This is a genomic window from Pseudomonas sp. JZ114 (genome assembly GCF_051027705.1).
In the GTDB taxonomy this organism is placed as follows: domain Bacteria; phylum Pseudomonadota; class Gammaproteobacteria; order Pseudomonadales; family Pseudomonadaceae; genus Chryseomonas; species Chryseomonas luteola.
Map to the genome: position 1 here is coordinate 581,094 of NZ_CP069257.1, position 15,230 is coordinate 596,323.

Here is a 15,230-nt window from a genome sequence, read left to right on the forward strand (position 1 = left end):
CTTTAGGTTATCTCGACCTGGTAACGAAAGCCTTCTGCCGCACCTCGAGACACTCTGTACTCGATGGGAAGCCGGTCATAGCCCAGCGCGATACGCTCGATCACGACAACCGGTTTGCCCTCCTCGATTTCCAGAATCCGAGCCGTTTCAGCCGAAGCCGATTCCACCGTCAGCGTTTCCTGCGCTGATGCGACATGCTGGCCGCATTGCTGCTCGTAAAAGGGATAAAGCAGATTGCCGAACCTGCCCGGGTCTACGTCTAGAAGCCTGGAAAACTTCGAGCCGGGAAGCCAGATATCCTCATAGAATTTCCGCTGTCCCTCGATAACGCGGACGCGCTCCAGATGTACTACCTGCTCATGCTTCTTGAGAATTAGTGCATGGATCACGGCCTGAGGAGGCTGCTCGAGCGTGCGGCTGAGTACCTGACTGGTCGGCACAGCCTGGCTACCGGACGAATCTATCTGGCGAAAAAAACGAAAGAATGAGGCATTGAAGCTTGGCCGACGAACAAACGTCCCCCTGCCCTGGCTTCGTTCGAGCAAGCCCTCGCTCACCAGCGTATCCACTGCCTTTCTTACCGTCCCGATGGCAACGCCATAGAGCTTGGTCAGTTCAGCCTCGGTGGGAATCGACTGGCCTGGCAACCATTCACCTGACGCAATCCTGGCCAGTATTTCATCACTCAACCGTTGATAGAGCGGTAAACGCTCATCCTGTCCCAGCTTTTCGTTGTTCATATCGTCATCCAAACGACTGGTAGACCTACTTTACCACGAGCACCATCGGGTGATGCATTGACAGCCAACACGCATCGCTATACGGTCCTCTATTCATATAGATGAATATATGTTTTATGGGCAAGGGCGGTGGTTACCTTTGCCAAAAACACACAACAAGGGTAGTGCCCATGTCTCAGCCATATATGCCTATCACGGGTATCGATACACATGCACATATTTTTTCCCGTGACCTTCCCCTGACCGAAAACCGCCGCTACAGCCCTGACTACGATGCCCTTGTGGAAAGCTATCTGGCTCATCTGGAGCATTGCGGGCTTTCCCATGGCGTGTTGGTACAGCCCAGCTTCCTGGGGACCAACAATAACTTCATGGTAGGTGCGCTGCGGGTCTATCCGGAACGGTTACGTGGGACAGCGGTAGTCGATCCCGAAGTCAGTGACGCCGAACTCAATGAATTGGAAAAGGCAGGAGTAGTGGGTGTAAGACTGAACCTGGTCGGGCTTCCGCTGGAAGATTACTCACAGCCACGGTGGCAAACCTTTTTCAAGAAGATGGCCGACCGAAACTGGTCGGTCGAAATCCAGCGTGCCATGGAAGACCTCTGCCTTATCGTTCCAACGCTATTGGATGCAGGGGTCAATGTTGTCATCGACCACTTCGGCTTGCCCGCCGGCTGTATAGATCCTGAAACGCCAGAACATCAGGCCTTCCTGTCGCTCCTGCCTGACTCGGCTATATGGGTCAAGCTGTCCGCCACCTATCGAAGCAAGGCCAGTCTAGAGCAAGCCACCCAGATGGTTGATATATTGCGCAACGCCTATGGGCACTCTGATCAACTGTTATGGGGTAGCGATTGGCCTCATACCCGCTTCGAGGACCAGACCGATTATGATGCCCAGTTTTCAATAATGACCTCCCTCCTCCCGGATGCGCTGGAAAGAAGGAAAGTGCTGGTGGACAACCCGGCCAGACTATTCAAGTTCAAGCCCTGAAAACCAGACAATAACAACAAGGAAAGACAATTATGATGAGTCTGCTCGTCGTGACGGCGATTGCCGTTGCCATTGTCCTCGGGTACAAGACCCGGATCAATATAGGCCTGTTTGCTATCGCCTTCGCTTACCTGATCGGCTCGTTTGTGATGGGTATGAGTCCGTCGGAAGTCATCAACCTCTGGCCGCTCAAAATCTTCTTTATCATTTTCTCGGTATGCCTGTTCTACAGTTTTGCCATCGTTAACGGCACGCTGGAAAAACTGTCGGAGCATTTGCTGTACAGCTGCAGAAAAGTACCCTACCTGTTGCCCTACGCCGTCTTTGTTACTGCCGCCCTGATTGCTGCCTTAGGCGCGGGTTACTATACCGTACTGGCCTTCATGGCGCCGATCACGTTGCTGTTGTGTGAACGTACGGGCATGAGTCTCATCGTGGGCGCGATGGCGGTGAACTACGGAGCCCTCGGAGGGGCCAATTTTGTTTCCAGCCAAAGCGGGATCATTTTCCGCAGCCTGATGGTGAATGCGGGAATTCCGGAAGAAACCGCCTTCATAAACAGCTTTGGTATTTTCGCCAGTACGATCGTGATTCCTTTACTGGTCATCACCGGGTTTCTCTTGTTCAGCGGACACAAGCAATCCATGCGGGAGGCTGCGTTCAACATCAGTGCACCTACGCCGTTCACGAAAGATCAGAAAACCACGCTGTGGTTGACCCTTCTAATGATGGGGCTTGTCTTGCTGGCTCCTATCGCCCACCTTGTCTTCCCGCAGAATGACACGATCAGCTTTATCAACTCGAAGATGGATATTGGTCTGATCGCCAGTGTTTTCTCCGTGATTGCCCTGCTGCTCAAGCTGGGCGATGAGCGCAAGGTCATGGCTACGCTCCCCTGGTCTACCATCATCATGATCTGTGGCGTAGGTATGCTGATCTCGGTTGCGATCAAGGCCGGCACGGTTGATCTCCTGGCATCCTGGATCAGCGCCAATATACCGGCCGTCCTGGTACCTGTTGCTTTTGGTGTGGTCGCAGCGCTGATGTCCTTGTTCTCAAGTACATTGGGCGTGGTAACACCTGCGCTCTTCCCGATCGTGCCCGCAATTGCCGCTAACCTGTCCATTGATCCGATGATCATTTTCATCTGCATCGTGGCGGGGGCACAGGCAACCTCTATTTCGCCTTTCTCTTCCGGTGGAAGCCTGCTGCTGGGCTCATGCCCCACTGAACAAAGCCGCTCTGCTCTCTTTCCCAAGCTCCTGTTCAAGGCAGCGCCACTCGGCTTCATCGCCGCCCTGGTGTTCAACTTTGTTTTAACATTCTGCTTGTAACATTGGCGTGTTCGCCAAGCCCCGGGTTAAACACCCGGGGCTTTTTCGTCTTGATTACAGAAGTGTTATGGTAGTTTAGTTGTTTTATAATGGGCTGGTATTACTAAGAAAAAATAAGCATTTAATGCAAAACGAAGGCACCAGGGTTGATTCAGTGGTTTAGACGCTTCACCCTAACGTCGAGCCTGTATTCGAGCGGTGAGTCCACTGTCTAACGTCAATTCTTCTCGCGCCCTACGCTGGTTTCGGCGTTTAGGCTGGGCCAGTGTAGTTTTCCTGTTATTGCTGGCATCCGGTTCGCTCGGCTTTGCGTTGTTGATTCGCTCGCTGGGTATTACACACTGGAATCTACAAGGGCTGTATCTGAATACTCACTCGATAGGGTTACAGAGCCTATCGCTTGTCCAAGCCGATAAAGATGGTACAGAGCAGTCACTCAACACCGGGCCACTGATGTTTGAGTGGACCGGGCGTCATCTCAGGATCGATCACGTTGAGCTCGCGCTGGCTGCTATTCCAAACGGTACCAGCGGTGAGCCTATTGGCCCTCTGCACCTTGACACTCCTCTCGCCATACCGACATGGCTACCCGATCGTCTGGATGCACCTGATTTCACGTTGTCTCTGCCCTGCGCACAAGGCCAATGCAGGTTAGAGGGCTCCTTGAGTGCAAGCCAGGCAAACAACCAGGCCTTGCCCCTCAGCCTGGAGCTCACGCTTCGTCATGATGGGCGCACACTACAAACCCTGGCCTTGCTTGAGGGCACACCGGAGGCACCGCGCCTGACAGCCAACCTTGCCATTGATGATCAGCCAAGGCTTGTGCTACGGACTGCGCTAACGCCCCACGGCGACGGAGTGGCTTGGAGCGGTGACCTCCTGATCCCTGCCTTTAATGAAGGCCCCTGGGTTCTGGACTGGATCAACCAGTGGTGGCCAATGCCTGCCGTGAACGCTGAATCCCTGCCGGGTGCTCTTCGACTACAGGGTGACTGGCAGTTATCCCTACCTAACACAATTGACAACCTCCAGTCCCTGCTTAATGCACAAGGCAGTATTCGGCTTGATGCGCATTTACCCCAAGCCTGGCCAGTGCCAGGACTGGGATCACTTCAAGGCGATGCCAGCGTGGATGCTACAGTGGATCACGGCTATGTAATGCCTCGAGCCCTGCAAGCCGATCTGCAACTTGCAGTAAGGAACCAACCTTGGCAGCTCCAACTCCCGCAGGGTATACGACCCGACCAACTCCATATCCGGGCGCAGACACCTGCATCTATTGATCAGCCGGACGTGCTGCTCCCCCTCGACGTTACCCTAACCTCCCGTGGCGAAGCAGCTCTGGACCTGAAAGGACGCCTTAAGGTTGCTACTCAGGCCCCTTGGCGCCTCCGGGTGGATGGGCTTGATTTGCATGGAACCGTTCCAAACTTTAAGCAATCCGGCGTTGCCGTTCACACTCTCGACGTCAAACTGAAGGCGCAAGGGAAGATGGATCAGCGCAGTGCTGAGCTGACCTTCTCCAATATCATGCTAGGTGCGCGCCAGCTGGACATCGGTAGCGGTACTTCAGGGACACGCCTGGACAACGTATCTGCAACTTCGCCTGGGCTCAACCTGATGGGGCGGCTGGACGATCAGCAGGACGTGCATTTCACATTGAAGGGCAACACTCAGCTCGAGACCAAGCGCATTGCTCACCCGCAGCTCAAGGCTGCCAAATGGAACTGGAATGGACAGCTTGAGTTGACGGATCGGGCGCTAGGTCTAAATGGTACACTTAAGACCGATACAGGCCTCAGCCTCAAGACCCGGCTTCGTCAGTCTCCTGATCAGTCATTCGTCCTGGAAGGCACACTGGACACATTATTCATGCGGGCTGGAAATCCCTTTGCAGCCACATTTACCGCTTGGCCGGCCTTGCTGGAATTCAATACGGGACGTCTTGACGGTCAGCTTGCCCTTCGTATCCCTCAACAAGGCGACATGAACCTGAATATTGATCTGGATGCTCAAGGTCTGGGCGGCATTTACGATCGTCTGGAAATGAATGGCGTTGTTGCAAAGGTTGCGCTTGATTTGAATAACGATCAGCTGAGCGTAGCATTGCCTGCGTTCAAAGCCGATAGCCTTAACCCAGGGTTTACTCTAGGTCCTCTTGAATTGAGCGGCGCCTATCGCGCTCGGCTGGATGATCCACTGGCCGGCACGCTGTCCTGGCAACAGGCTCAAACGGCCATATTGGGAGGTCGCCTGTGGATACCGCCAGGCCAAGGCAACCTGGGCGACTTCACACTTGCGCTGCCGGTGCATCTCTCAGGTCTGCAAGTCGCTTCACTATTGGAAGCCTACCCGACCGAGGGGCTCAGCGGCGAAGGTATAATTGACGGGCAGTTACCCCTGCACTGGACGCGCCAGGGTATTCGCGTCGAGCAAGGCGTTGTCGGCGCACGTGGAGCAGGCGTGCTACGCTTCCGCTCGGATCGAATCAAAGCGCTGGGGCGGAGCAACCCCGGGATGAAACTGGTAGCCGATGCGCTCGACGATTTCCATTACGAGGTACTGCGTAGCGGCGTTGATTACCGTGAAGACGGTACACTGATGCTTTCACTCCGCCTGGAGGGCCGCAACCCTGATATTGAAAAGGGACGAGCGTTCAACTTTGGAATCAACCTTGAAGAAAACATTCCGCAACTACTGACCAGTCTGCAACTGACTGACCGGGTCAGCGACACCATTCAACGTCGTGTGCAGGAACGCCTGCGTCGTGATCAAACTGGCCCCAAAACCGAGGAGAAGCCCTGATGGGGTTGCGCCCACTATTCGGCATATTGCTTTTATGCCTTCTGACAGCAGCCTGTACACCTACCGTACAGGTCGCGGTTCCAAACGAGCCGATCAACATCAACCTGAACGTAAAAATCCAGCATGAAATCTACATCAAAGTAGACAAGGCACTGGATAACGTTCTCAGCGAAAACAGCGGTCTATTCTAAGGAGCCAGCCATGCGAATCCGTGTTGCCAGTTTGATGCTGGCCTTGCTTTTCACCAGTCCCGCCTGGGCCATGAGCCTCAACGAGGCGATGGCCACCCTGAGCCATGCCAAGGCAAGTGGCCAGGTGGGCGAACAACCCAATGGCTACTTGGGCGCGGTTGACGGGAGCAACCAAGGCACCGAAATTGCCAATCTGATCAATCAGGCCCGCCGCGATGAGTACCAGCGTCTGGCTCAGCAAAATGGCATCCAGCTGGGTGATGTAGAAGCCATCGCCGGCAAGAAGGCGATCGAGAAGACACCCGCGGGGCAATACATCCAGCTCAATGGAAAGTGGGTCAGAAAATAAACGGTACCTGCATGAAAAGCCAGCATCTTGCTGGCTTTTATACATCTGCTTGCTTGTAAGCTACTCGTCCAGATCCAAGCCTAACGCTTTGGCCAAGCCTGTACGGATACAACAAATTCGCCAATATCATGACTCCGGCTGGCACTTAATCACTCTCTTTGTGTCCATTTCTTCGAACCACATAGGGAATACGCCGAGTCCTCCGAGTACATCCGTTTGACGACGGCTTCTGGCAGATATCTGGAAAAGCACTGACATATGTATAGTCAACAATCGACACAAGGTACCAACCGCACCCCCTCCACTGTTCTCGTTGTAGAAGATGAGGAAGTGATTCGGGAATTCGTCCGTGAGCTTCTGGATGGCGAGGGCTTCAACGTCATGACCGCAGAGTCGGCCGACGTGGCTCATGCCCTTCTGCAGGACAAGGCGGCAGATATCGACCTGCTGATCACCGACATCCGTATGCCAGGCTCGATGGACGGTGCCCAACTTGCCAATCATGTAGGCGCTACATGGCCTCATATCCCGATCATCGTAATGTCCGGTTATGACACGCCAGCCACCGCCAGCATCAAGTACAAGGTCAGGTTTCTGCCCAAACCGTGGTCGATCGGCCAGCTAATCGATATGGTAACGGGTGTTGCGTACTCTGCGACTCCCAGCACCTGACCCTTCTTGAACGGGTTGAACAACACCTCCAGTTGATCAACCCGCTGCGGTATATGATTAAACCACTATCCATGAAGCATGCTCCGTGTTCGCCACAGGTCAGCTTGCGCTGCTGTTTTCCTAGCGCCTTTCGGGCAAATACGCCTGTTCGCTCAACGCTCTAAACAATCTTCACGGGCATATATGCGGACCTATGAGTATTGATACGCCTCTCTACCCCGTTACGCCTGATGGCCGCTATTTCGTGGTACGTGGTCAACTCTGGCGATGCACCAATCCTGCACTTCCAGAGGCGCAACGCAAGGTGCTTACCCACGAGTTGATGACGGCGCGCAGAGAGGTGGGCCAAGCGAAGCGCAACCACGACAAAGCGGCTGAACAGCAGGCGCGCCACCGGGTCGATGAAGCCAAGCGCGCTTTAGGTGAGCGTGGGCCCGTGTGGTGGACAGACGGAGCGCCCGACTATAACCGCCGACAAGTTGCCAACACGCCCTATGCAGGCTGGTTTGAAACATTGACGTCCTGAGAAATACCCAACCATCTCAGGCAATGGGTAGAATCAGCAGTAACCTCTAAAGGGGAATACTATGCTGACGGTTCTGGGAAAGGCGACATCGATCAATGTTCGCAAGGTCATGTGGACGTGCGAAGAGCTTGGCATTCCCTTCACTCTTGAAGAGTGGGGCACAGGGTTCAGGCCAACGGATGATCTGAACTTTCTAGCTCTGAATCCCAACGCCATGGTCCCGGTTATCCAGGACAAAGGGTTCGTCTTGTGGGAATCGAATTCAATCATTCGCTATCTGGCGAACCACTATAATGGAGAGGCTCTATATCCGGTGGAGAATAAGGCTTGCGCCATCATTGATCAGTGGATCGACTGGCAGGCCTCTACGCTGAACCCCTCCTGGAGCTATGCCTTCCAAGCGCTGGTAAGGCGGTTATCCAGCCATCAGGATCCAGAACAAATCAGCCAGAGTCATCGCCAATGGTCAGCATGTATGGCCATACTTGACGCCCAGCTTCAGAAAACCAAGGGTTATGTAGCAGGTGAAGTCTTTTCGCTTGCGGACATTCCGATCGGTCTTTCTGTGAACCGATGGTTCGAAACGCCTGTAACACATCCTTACCTACCCGCCTTGAACACTTATTATGATCGGCTGGCTGAGCGCTCCGGTTTTCTGGTCTATGGTAGGAATGGCATTCCGTAATACAGCACGGACCTCATAACTGTAATGTCTAATCTGCTGCATTCTGTATATGGTTGTCTCTGGAGGCATACCGTTAAGGTTACGTTGATTCTCTAACGGAGCCTTGCGCATGTACCTTCCGACCCCTTTCAAGGAAACGGACCTAGCCGTTCTGCATCGCTTCGTCAAGGAGCACCCGTTGGGTGCCTTGGTTATACAGGGAAGTCATGGTTTGTCTGCCGAACATCTTCCGTTTTTGCTGGAAAGCGAGGAGACGGGTCTAGGCATTCTCAAGGCTCATGTGGCGCGTGCCAGCCAGCTCTGGCAGGAAGCGCTTAATGGCCATGACGAAACGCTTGTCATCTTCCAGGGGCCAAGCGCCTATATTTCACCTTCTTGGTATGCCAGTAAACTTGAAACGCACCGGGTCGTGCCGACTTATAACTATGCCACCGTACATGCCTACGGACAGATCAAGGTCAGAGACGATGCCCAATGGGTCAGAGGCCTTGTGGCTCGCCTGACCCGTGCACATGAGGCTACTCAGGACACGCCCTGGAGAATGACCGATGCGCCAGCCGACTTCATTGACGAGCAATTGTCTCGAATTGTCGGTATAGAAATCCACGTTTCCCGCTTGGAAGGAAAATGGAAGATGAGCCAGAACCGCAGCGAAGCAGACCGTAAAGGGGTACTTCAAGGCCTACACCGTGAATCTACACCTCAGGCCACCGAAGCAGCAGCCGAAATGCTCCGCACTTCACCAGAACAAGCCCAAACCCTCCCCCTAAAAAGCGACAGGTTACGTCTGCGGACGATACCCCTTTAGAAAGAAGGCTACCGCCCTTTGCACGGCGGGGCCGATCAGGCTCGGGTCAATGGCGGGCTCTAACGCCAGCATAGCCTGCTCATGGAACTCGGCCTCCAGCAAAGCCTTGAGATGTAGCGCCGCTACCCAAGGATCAGAAGGTTCCAATACACCGTTATCCATGGCGTTACGGAGCACCTCTGCCATTCGGGACCAGCCAATCCTGGGTCCGTTCTCATAGTAGATAAGCCCTACCTGGCTGTTTCCTGCACTCGATTGCACCAGGCGTCGGCCCTGCATGATTTCGGGTCGAATAATGGTCTGGACATATTCATTACCAAATCGCTCCAGCATCTCGGGCAAATCGGCGTCTAGCGGAAGGTGCGCAAATATTGGCTCAAAATGCTTGGCAGCATTGGCGCGGATACATTCGGCAAACAGCTCTTCCTTGGAGCTGAAATAGTTGTAGAGCGTCGCTTTTGAACCGCCTACGCGGCTGGCAATTTCAGACATAGATGCCTGATCAAAGCCCAACTCCATAAAAACCGTCGAGGCAACGTCCACTATTTCGCGGCGTTTGCTTGGGCTTTTCGTTCTCATCCTGCGTCCATGATCACCAACATAATCCTGCCATGCTAAGGCAGATCGTCACACCAGGAAACTTAATAGCGTTTTAATACTCATAGGCCACCAGATAAAAGCAAAGTAATAGCGCTTTGCTTTCAAAAGTGTGAACTTGTCCAATAACTAAACTGAACAGTACGGTTATTTTAAGCGCCCTTCATATTCCAAATGAGATCAGCCTCACGCTGATTATGTAAATCCTAGGATGGACCCCCACCAACATGCAGAAACCTACTCGTGTTTTTCCTGTGGCCAGCAGATCCTTGCTAGCCGTAGCCTTGGCAAGTGCCAGCTGCGCCTGGGCTGCCCCCCTCAAGCAAGGTCCGGAAGTCGAAAGCAGAGTCGAGTCGATCCTGTCCCAGATGTCCCTGTCGGACAAAATCAGCTACATCAATATCGATAACGGCTACATGATGCGTGCCATGCCCAAGTTTGGCTTGCCGGGCACTCTAGCCCGCGATTCCTCTCTTGGCGTAACCGTTGAAGGCACCATGTTCGGGGTGCAGTACCCTGCCCAGTCCGCGCTGGCAGCAACCTGGAACGTGGACCTGGCCAAAACCTACGGTCTGGCTATTGGCTACGACACTCGCGCATCGGGCGGACAGCAACTGCTCTCTCCCGGCCTCAACATGTACCGTACGCCTTACAATGGCCGCTCTGCTGAGCACCTGACCGGCGAAGATCCCTTCCTGGGTGCCGTGCTGGCGCCAGCTGTCGCCAATGGCATCGAAGCTCAAGGTATCTGGACAGGTGCCAAGCACTTTGTCGCGAACGAGCAGGAGGCCAACCGCCATTACCTGAATGTGAAGGTCGACAATCGCACCCTGCGTGAAATCTACCTGCCCGGCTTCGAGTCTCTGGTCAAGAATGCCAACCCTGCGTCGATCATGTGCGGTTTCAACAAGATCAACGGCGATTATGCCTGCGAAAGCCACAGCATGATCGCCGACATGCTCAAGGGCGAATGGGGTTTCAAAGGTTTCGTTGTCAGCGACTTCAACTCCATCCAGAACGGCTACAAGGCGGCGATGGCTGGTGCTGATCTAGACATGCCCAGCGGCCTACAGATGAACGAATCTGTTCTGATGCCGTACGTGTGGAGTGGTCAGTTGCCGGTGTCAGTGATCGACGAGAAGGTCCGTCGTAACCTGCGCGCCATGATTGGCTTTGGCTTTGACAAAGGCCTGCCGACCGCATCGCACATAGGTAACGATCCGCGCAGTCTGAGCACGTCCCTTGATATGGCCCGGCAGGGCATCGTTCTGCTACAGAACGAGAAAGCAAAAGGCTCTTCCAATAACCTGCTGCCGCTGCCTAAAACCGCACGCATTGCTGTGATTGGTGATATCGCCAAGCAGCGCCCACCCTACCCCTTCGGTACCGGTTGGTCTGCCGCCAATACCTATACCACCGAGCTGCAAGGCCTGCAGCAACTGGCGCAGGATCAAAGCCAGATCACCTATATCCAGGCACTGTCTCTCGATCCGCAAACGTCGGAGTGGTATACCTCCAGTGATAGCACCGGCTCCACCGAGACCGTAGCAGGTCTGACAGCTGAATACTTCAACAATCCAAACTTCTCGGGCGAGCCCGCCGTCAAGCGTATTGAACCCGGTATAAACTGGGATTTCCTGAAGGCACAGAACGTCACGGCCAATGGCGTCACTACCATTGATGGCTTCAGCCCGGAGCAGGATAATTTCTCGGCCCGCTTTACCGGTAAAATCAAACCGACCGTCAATGGCGACCAGGTATTCAAGGTACGTGGTGATGGCGCTTACAAGCTATGGGTAGACAACAAGCTGGTCATCGACTTCGATGGCAAACCATTGTCCAACGACCTGGCGGACTCAATCTCCCATTCGGGCAAGGCATATAACCTCAAAGCCGGCCAGACCTATGACATCAAGCTCGAATATAGCCGCGTCAACGATCACTATATTCCAACGTCGGGTAGCCTGTATGGTCTGCAGATGAGCTGGGCGTCGCTGGCTGCGCCTAAAGACCTGAGCCAATATGACGCTGTCATGGTAGCCGTAGGCTTCAACAGCGAGTACGAAGGCGAAGCATCGGATCATGGATTCGATCTGCCTGAGTACCAGAGCGATCTTATCCAGAATGTCATCAAGGCCAACCGCAACACCATCGTTGTGCTGCATGGCGGTGGCGGCATGAACCTTGAGCCCTGGGTGAAGAAGTCCAAGGCCGTATTACATGCCTGGTATCCTGGTCAGTTGGGCGGTCAGGCCCTGGCGGAAATCTTGTTTGGCGATACCAACCCCTCTGCCAAGCTGCCGATCTCGATCGAAAAACGTATCCAGGATAATCCTGCCTATGCCAGTTACCCGAATCCGGATCTGTACGTGGGTGACAATGCCCAGACCGAGATGACATATTCGGAAGGTGTATATATGGGATATCGCGGGTTGGATAAGCAGCGTACCAAGCCACTCTTCCCGTTTGGTTTCGGTCTGTCATATACCACGTTCAGCTTCTCTGACCTGAAGATTGGTCCAAAGTCGCTGACACCTGGTTCAACCATCGACGTCACCTTTACCGTCACCAACACCGGCAATAAGGATGGCTATGAAACAGCCCAGGTTTATGTCAGCCCCAAAAAGGCAATGATTGACCGTCCGAAGAAAGAGCTAAAAGGCTTTACTAAAGTGTTCCTGAAAGCCGGCCAGTCCAAGCAGGTCACCGTTCAGCTGGACGCGCGTTCGCTGGCCTACTTCGATGTCAACACATGGAACTGGCTTGCTGATGCTGGCCGTTACATGATTTCCGTAGGCGACTCTTCGGATAATCTGCCGCTGGAAGGTATGCTGACCAACCTGTACCAACAGTCGCTGCCAACCAATACTAGCAACCCGCTGCCGCCGAAGATGCAGAAGGCCGTACAGGTCGATGCCTCACAGGCGTATTGAGTTAATCCCGCAACAGGAAAAAGGCGCCGCACAGGCGCCTTTTTTGTTGAGGATGGAAGCTTGATCAGAAATTCCATCGCTAGAAATCAAAATGGTCGGCCTCAAGAAACCAATAACGTTCCAGGTAGCCTACCTGCTGTCATGAACGCTCAAGGATTGCCCAAGAATGCCGATCTGCTTATTAGGCAGTAGCCGCTGCCAATATCGCAGACCCAATCCTTGAGTCGTACCCATCATGACCACACACGTTATCAATTTCACTGGCCCCATCAACTCAACCACGTGTGGTCAGCTGATCGAGAAATGCTCCAATGCCTTGCAGCAGGACGCCTCTAGCCTGCTCATAAAGATTGCGACCATGGGTGGCGACTGCAGCTACGGCTTCTCAATGTACAATTTCCTGGTATCGCTTCCGATTCCGGTCCATACGCACAACCTCGGGACCGTCGAGTCCATGGGTAACATTCTGTTCCTGGCGGGACGCCACCGCACAGCCTGTCGCCACAGCAAGTTTCTGATTCATCCATTTCATTGGAGCTTGCATGGGGCAATTGACCATGCGCGGATGTCTGAATATGCCATGAGTCTGGATTATGACCTCGACCTCTATGCCGAGATCGTCATGGAGCGCACTGCGGGTGCGAGCGAGCGAATGGACATTCGTAATTATCTGAAGGCCTCTCCCCGTATCCTTAACCCCGAAGCAGCGTTGGCTACAGGCATGATCCACGCCGTAGATGACGTCGCCATGCCTGTTGAAGCCGTGCACAGCTGTATTCATCTATAAGAGATTTCACTGTATGCAACCAGGCGCGGCTCAAAAGATCGCTCCTGGTTACCACAAGAGGACGATCAGACACGTTTTTTTGCGCTTTTCGTTAGTGGAACAGAACAGGTCCAGCGTCTCGCATGAAGATTTCCAACGTCTTTGGCCCGACGCCCTTGAAGGCTAACAGGCGCTTTTCGAAATCCGAACGGCCTTCGCTTTTATTCTTGATATCCATGATGCTGCCACCGTATTCAACTTGAAGTATCTGGCATACCTCCAGTAGCCGCGTGGCGGTAGACTCGTCATAGCGCGTGTAACGCCCCTCCCGTAACAGCCTTACCAAGCCGTGCCAACCACACGCCAATACTTTTAGCGGCGTATCATGGCCGTGAGACTTGAACATTAAACGCCATGTCTGAGCGGCAATCGTTTGCGAAATACGCTTGCCAAACAGGTAACTGGCCAGAAACCAGCCAAACAGCGCTTTCTCATCTCCACTATATAGATCCAGTCCCAGCTCCTGAGCTGAAATCTCGCTTTTCATCTCGACGCCTTCTTCAGTCTTACCTTCTTGCGACTGGCATCAGACAGGTACGGTTCATCATGGAGGCCTTATACGGTCAATATCGAGACACGTTTTTACAAGTGTTTTCATGGATCTGCTTAGGATTGGGAACAACTCGATTGGGATGTCAGTCACAACTAGTAGGCTATATAAGCCCAGCATCATCGGAGATGAGACTAATTGCTAGTGCTGCCTCGCCAGGCACGCCAAGCGATCCGGTGTTTTTTAAAGCTAGATCAGGAGAATCACCATGAGCCCAGCACTGCCTAAGAAATTTGCCTTCACGTGCGCCCTTTTGCTGTCAATGGGCACGGCGACTGCCTTTGCCCAAAACGCTACCCATGCTGATAGCGCACACGGCACTTCCGGCCATGCACAGTCGGCCAATGCTAACCAAGCTGAAGCCATGTCGCCTGAAGACTTCATTAACGATGCATCGGCAAAAGGCATTGCTGAGATAGAAACGGCCAAGCTTGCGCTTGAAAAGAGCCAGTCCCAAGACGTCAAGACCTTTGCACAGTCAATGATCGATGACCATACCAAGATGAATGAGCAACTTCAGCAACTGGCCCAGCAAAAAAAGCTGGAAGTTGCTGATAATGCGATGCTGATGGACATGGCCAAGAAGATGATCCTTCAAGTACGCGATGAGTCGTTCGATGCTGCCTATGCCAACAACCAGGTCGTCGCCCACGAGCAGACTATCGAAATTTTCCGTAACGAAGCCAATACCAGCAAGGATCCGGAGCTGAAGGCGCTGGCGCAGGCTGCACTGCCTAAACTGGAAGCGCACCTTGAGCATGCCAAAACGCTACAGAGCAAATATGCCGAAAAGAAATAATGGCATACGCTAACAAAAGGCAGCCCTAGGGCTGCCTTTTTTATTCTTGAGCATGTCCCATAACTGTTTGACAACACCGATTCTCTGAGGAATGTAATTGTGCAGCCCGGCTGGTCTTCTTAAAACGATGTGAATACACAATCAGGAAACATTTCTGTAAAGGGCTTCTCAGTACTATAGGTAACCATCTTTTTAGCCTGCGACAGCAATGCAGAGCAAAACGTATCAGGTAAATATGATAGCTGTTAGCAAAGCGCTTCTAATGCAGCGCCAGGACAATGCCACGGAAGAAGGGATTCTACTTAAGGCGTTATGGATAACCAGGAGCGCATGCAGGCCAAACATGCATTTAAGGAAGGCGCTCTGAATAGCGCGAAGACAACATCAATAAAGACGCAAAGGCCAGTCTACTAGGCTTGC

15 protein-coding genes are annotated in these 15,230 nt (G+C 53.3%); 12 read left to right on the forward strand and 3 right to left on the reverse strand.

Features of this window, described 5'->3' with window-relative positions; genetic code table 11:
* Nucleotides 1-2: 2 nt before the first annotated feature.
* Nucleotides 3-740 (reverse strand): GntR family transcriptional regulator, encoded by a 738-nt coding sequence (locus JQR90_RS22155; protein ID WP_010798545.1) that lies wholly within the window; start codon nt 738-740, stop codon nt 3-5.
* A gap of 170 nt (nt 741-910) precedes the next feature.
* Here JQR90_RS22155 and JQR90_RS22160 point away from each other — a divergent pair, with 170 nt between their 5' ends.
* From JQR90_RS22160 to JQR90_RS22200, 9 genes are all read left to right on the forward strand, one after another.
* Entirely contained in the window at nt 911-1,735 is an 825-nt protein-coding gene (locus JQR90_RS22160; protein ID WP_010798546.1) for an amidohydrolase family protein, read from the forward strand.
* A 32-nt stretch (nt 1,736-1,767) separates the two neighbouring features.
* Nucleotides 1,768-3,069 (forward strand): SLC13 family permease, encoded by a 1,302-nt coding sequence (locus JQR90_RS22165; protein WP_073450705.1) that lies wholly within the window; start codon nt 1,768-1,770, stop codon nt 3,067-3,069.
* A gap of 198 nt (nt 3,070-3,267) precedes the next feature.
* A complete protein-coding gene (locus tag JQR90_RS22170) occupies nt 3,268-5,874 on the forward strand; it encodes an intermembrane phospholipid transport protein YdbH family protein (RefSeq protein ID WP_434140810.1) in 2,607 nt (868 codons plus the stop codon).
* Nucleotides 5,874-6,065 (forward strand): YnbE family lipoprotein, encoded by a 192-nt coding sequence (locus JQR90_RS22175; RefSeq protein ID WP_010798549.1) that lies wholly within the window; start codon nt 5,874-5,876, stop codon nt 6,063-6,065. The genes JQR90_RS22170 and JQR90_RS22175 overlap by 1 nt, the downstream gene beginning before the upstream one ends.
* Nucleotides 6,066-6,075: 10 nt before the next feature.
* Nucleotides 6,076-6,414, forward strand: a complete 339-nt coding sequence (locus JQR90_RS22180) for a YdbL family protein (protein WP_010798550.1) — start codon at nt 6,076-6,078, stop codon at nt 6,412-6,414.
* A 258-nt stretch (nt 6,415-6,672) separates the two neighbouring features.
* Complete coding sequence (locus JQR90_RS22185; protein ID WP_019363877.1) at nt 6,673-7,086, forward strand: response regulator; 414 nt, start codon at nt 6,673-6,675, stop codon at nt 7,084-7,086.
* Between the two features lie 193 nt (nt 7,087-7,279).
* A complete protein-coding gene (locus JQR90_RS22190; RefSeq protein ID WP_010798552.1) occupies nt 7,280-7,612 on the forward strand; it encodes a hypothetical protein in 333 nt (110 codons plus the stop codon).
* Between the two features lie 61 nt (nt 7,613-7,673).
* A complete protein-coding gene (locus tag JQR90_RS22195) occupies nt 7,674-8,297 on the forward strand; it encodes a glutathione S-transferase family protein (protein ID WP_010798553.1) in 624 nt (207 codons plus the stop codon).
* Between the two features lie 109 nt (nt 8,298-8,406).
* On the forward strand, nt 8,407-9,105 hold the full coding sequence (locus JQR90_RS22200) for an FMN-binding negative transcriptional regulator (RefSeq protein WP_010798554.1): 699 nt from the start codon (nt 8,407-8,409) through the stop codon (nt 9,103-9,105).
* Here the strand turns inward: JQR90_RS22200 and JQR90_RS22205 are convergent.
* A complete protein-coding gene (locus tag JQR90_RS22205) occupies nt 9,079-9,684 on the reverse strand; it encodes a TetR/AcrR family transcriptional regulator (RefSeq protein ID WP_010798555.1) in 606 nt (201 codons plus the stop codon). The genes JQR90_RS22200 and JQR90_RS22205 overlap by 27 nt on opposite strands.
* 245 nt (nt 9,685-9,929) lie before the next feature.
* On the opposite strand from JQR90_RS22205, the gene JQR90_RS22210 reads away from it, so the two are divergent.
* Together JQR90_RS22210 and JQR90_RS22215 are read left to right on the forward strand one after the other, a co-directional pair.
* On the forward strand, nt 9,930-12,635 hold the full coding sequence (locus tag JQR90_RS22210) for a beta-glucosidase (RefSeq protein ID WP_010798556.1): 2,706 nt from the start codon (nt 9,930-9,932) through the stop codon (nt 12,633-12,635).
* 235 nt (nt 12,636-12,870) lie between these two features.
* Nucleotides 12,871-13,422 carry an ATP-dependent Clp protease proteolytic subunit gene (locus JQR90_RS22215; protein WP_010798557.1) on the forward strand — a complete coding sequence of 184 codons (552 nt, stop codon included), beginning with the start codon at nt 12,871-12,873 and terminating at the stop codon, nt 13,420-13,422.
* A gap of 91 nt (nt 13,423-13,513) precedes the next feature.
* On the opposite strand, the gene JQR90_RS22220 is transcribed toward JQR90_RS22215, so the two are convergent.
* Nucleotides 13,514-13,948, reverse strand: coding sequence for a hypothetical protein (locus tag JQR90_RS22220; protein ID WP_010798558.1), 435 nt, complete (start codon nt 13,946-13,948; stop codon nt 13,514-13,516).
* A 271-nt stretch (nt 13,949-14,219) separates the two neighbouring features.
* Between JQR90_RS22220 and JQR90_RS22225 the strand changes: the two genes are divergently transcribed.
* Nucleotides 14,220-14,810 (forward strand): DUF4142 domain-containing protein, encoded by a 591-nt coding sequence (locus tag JQR90_RS22225; protein WP_010798559.1) that lies wholly within the window; start codon nt 14,220-14,222, stop codon nt 14,808-14,810.
* Nucleotides 14,811-15,230 lie beyond the last annotated feature (420 nt).